At 69.6% G+C, this 3,047-nt stretch carries 3 protein-coding genes; 2 read left to right on the top strand and 1 reads right to left on the bottom strand.

The annotated features are described in order from the left end of the window. The first annotated feature begins 61 nt into the window (after positions 1 to 61). Together B3587_RS06880 and B3587_RS06875 are read left to right on the top strand one after the other, a co-directional pair. A complete protein-coding gene (locus tag B3587_RS06880; RefSeq protein ID WP_292727414.1) occupies positions 62 to 556 on the top strand; it encodes a GNAT family N-acetyltransferase in 495 nt (164 codons plus the stop codon). A gap of 59 nt (positions 557 to 615) precedes the next feature. Next, entirely contained in the window at positions 616 to 1,383 is a 768-nt protein-coding gene (locus B3587_RS06875; protein WP_292727412.1) for a YqjF family protein, read from the top strand. 265 nt (positions 1,384 to 1,648) lie between these two features. Here the strand turns inward: B3587_RS06875 and B3587_RS06870 are convergent. After that, a partial coding sequence (locus B3587_RS06870; protein ID WP_292727410.1) for an HNH endonuclease signature motif containing protein occupies positions 1,649 to 3,047 on the bottom strand: 1,399 nt, incomplete at its 5' end.

Here is a 3,047-nt window from a genome sequence, read left to right as displayed (position 1 = left end):
GGAGCCGGTCGGGTAGCCCGATCATCCCCGTCGTCGCGCCGACTCGTGGCACCATGGCCGGATGACCTGGACGATACGCGCCGCCGACGCAACGGATGCCGACGCGTGGGCTGCAGTACTCGTCCAGAGCTGGCAGGAGGCCTACACCCATCTCCTTCCCGACGACTTCTTCACGCCCGAGTACGCGGAGTCGCGCAGGCAGTGGTGGCGGGGCACCCTGCAGGATCCGCCGCCAGGCGCCGTGTTTCGTGTCGGCATCCGGGACGGGCAGATCGTCGGCATCGCGATGGCGGGGGAGGCGCACGGCGCCGAGGGCGAGGACGTTCCGCGTGAGCGACAGCTTTTGCTGATCTACGTCCTCGGGAGCGAGTACGGCACGGGGCTGGCTCAGGCGCTGCTGGATGCTGTCCTCGGCGACGCCCGTGCGATGTTGTGGGTCGCCGAGCGCAACCCCCGCGCGATCCGGTTCTACGAGCGCAATGGCTTCGCGCTCGACGGCCTTCGTCGTGAAGATGAACACCGTCCGCTGCTGAGCTCGGTGCGGATGGTCCGCTGATTCCGTCGCCGCCGCGAGCGGATGGAGCCGCGCCGACGGCGCAACGCAAGAATGGGGGCATGGCCTTCTCGCACGATGCCCCGCCGCTGCCGGGTCGGGCGGTCATCGCGCAGCGCTGGTCGCGCGCCATCTTCCTGCATTGGCGGGTGGATGCCGCGCGCTTGGCGCCGCTGCTGCCGCCGGGGGTGCGCCCGGACGTGTTCGACGGGTCGGGGTGGATCGGGCTTGTTCCGTTCGTCCTCTCGAAGTTCCAGTTCCTGCCCGCCCCGCCGGTGCGCTTTCTCGGAACGTTCAACGAGATCAACGTGCGAACGTACGGCATCGACGACGAGGGCCGGCGTGGGGTGGTGTTCCTGACCCTGGAGGCTGAGCACCTCATCCCGGTGCTGACGGCGAATGCGCTGTTCGGGCTGCCGTACCGGTGGGCGAGCATCGGCCATCGCGTCGATTCGATGGATGCCGACGCGCAGGTTGCCCATACAGTCGAGTACCGCTCTCGGCGGCGGCGGGTGGATGGCGCGGCGCGCGGCCCGGGAACGCGACTGCGCGTTCGGGTCGGTGATGAGGTTGCGGATGACGAGCTGTCGCGCTTCCTCACTGCGCGGTGGGGCTTTCACGAGCGGCACATGGGGCGGACGATCTGGGCCGCCAATGCGCACGAGCCGTGGCCATTGCGGCGGGCGGAGCTGCTCGGCATCCGCGATGGGCTTCTCGCTGACCGAGGGTTCGAGGACCTTGCCGCGCGCCGGCCGGATTCTGTGCTGGCGATGCCGATGGATCATCCTGGCTTCGTCACCCAGTTCGCGGCTCCCGTGCGGGTGCGCTGAGCGCGGCTTTCGCGGCTCGGAAGACACGCATCCCCGTCTCGATATCCCTCCGCATCGTTCGACGCCGTGTGGCTACTCGGCGAGCGGAGCATCAGTATGCTCGGCGGACGCCGCATCCGCGTGGCCGGCGTGCGCGGCGTCCGGCTACCCCGCGGACGCCGTGTCTCTATGTCCGGCGAGCGCGGCGTCCGGCATGCCCGGCGAGCGCCGCATCTGTATGCCCGGCGAGCGCCGCATCTGTATGCCCCGCGGGCGCAGCATCCTGTTACCCCGCGAGCGTGGCCTCCGTATGCCTGGCGAGCGCAACCTCTCCACTCGCCGGGGGTCTTCCCTCCCGCCATGGTGGTCTGTCGGGCGGTGGTGGCGGATCCCACGCCCATGCCCACGGAGCTTTCGTTCGCAGTGCACGTGGCGTCGCGGGTTCGCCCCGGGGTCCGAGATGACCCGCGGGCGGCACGAGAATGAACGCGCCATGGCCGTCGCGGATGATCTTCCACCCGTTGTTGTGGAGCTGCATGTGGTGGAACCGACAGAGCAGTATGCCGCGGTCGATGTCGGTTCGGCCGTTCTCGGTGGCGACGTGGTCGATGTGGTGGGCTTCGCAGTATGAGGCCGGCACGGGGCATCCTTCACCGGCGCATCCACCGTCGCGCACGGCCAGGGCGACCCGCTGCTTCGCGGTGAAGAGGCGCTGCTCGTGTCCGACATCGAGCGGATTGCCGCCGCTGTCTACGGTGACGGTCACGGTGCCGTTCATGCAGATGTTGCGGTCGACGACCGATCCGGGGAGGGCATCCCCGCCGTCTTCGGCGTGCCCGGTCTTGATGAGCCGCCCGACCGGATCCCGCGGCCCATCGGCATCGCCGACCATGACGATCCGCACCCCGGGCTGACGCGCCCCGAAGACGTCCGAAGCGTTGGCGAGCGCCCCGGCGCGGATGAGATCGACGAACAGGTCGTATTCGAGCTGCTCGTTGCTGCGCGGATCGTCAGAGAGTTCCTTCGCCGCAGCACGGTCGGCATCCGAGATGAACCGCGGGCCGCCCCGTCGGGGCCGCAGCGCGGCCGCGAAGGTCGACCGTAGCCACAGCGCCATTTCATCGTCGAGCACCAGATGCCCGTGATGTTGCCCGTGCTGGTCGATCCACATCCGGAGCGACCGCTTCTCGTACCGCTCCTGGAAGCGGTTTTCGGCGCCGACGGGGTCGAGGATGTCGCGTAGCTGCCGCGCCCGGGCGCGTAGTTCCTCAACGGATGCCCCCGCCACCGCCTCATCGACGAGGGTTTCGGCTGCGACCGACCAGGCGAGAGCGGCGGATGCCGGGTCCACCCCGTCAGCCTCGGGCTCACCCAGACCACCACGGATCGCGTCGTGCTGAGCAGTCGTCAACCGACCGGCCCACAGGGCTGACTGCAGCGGAGCGTGCCACGGCGCGCGAGTGGCGTCGGGGGAGTCATCCGTCATCGGCGCCGCGTCGGCATCGGGAGCAACACCAACACACGCATCCGACGCCGCATCCGAAGCTGCACCGTCGAGTAGCGACTGCCCGACACGCACCTGCCGCAACGCGTCGGCGCGCGTGCCGCCGGTGATCGACTGCACCAGGGCAACGGGCGACGCGTGCCCTTGGGTGGCGGCGAGCCCGGAATGTCCGTTCTCGCGC

Origin of the sequence: Microbacterium sp. UBA837 (assembly GCF_002296025.1) — a bacterium.
Classification (GTDB): domain Bacteria; phylum Actinomycetota; class Actinomycetes; order Actinomycetales; family Microbacteriaceae; genus Microbacterium.
This window is presented reverse-complemented; position numbering and strand designations above follow the sequence as displayed.

Coding starts and splice junctions, on each gene's coding strand:
- B3587_RS06880 (WP_292727414.1), top strand. CDS start 62: ATGACCTGGACGATACGCGCCGCCGACGCAACGGATGCCGACGCGTGG.
- B3587_RS06875 (WP_292727412.1), top strand. CDS start 616: ATGGCCTTCTCGCACGATGCCCCGCCGCTGCCGGGTCGGGCGGTCATC.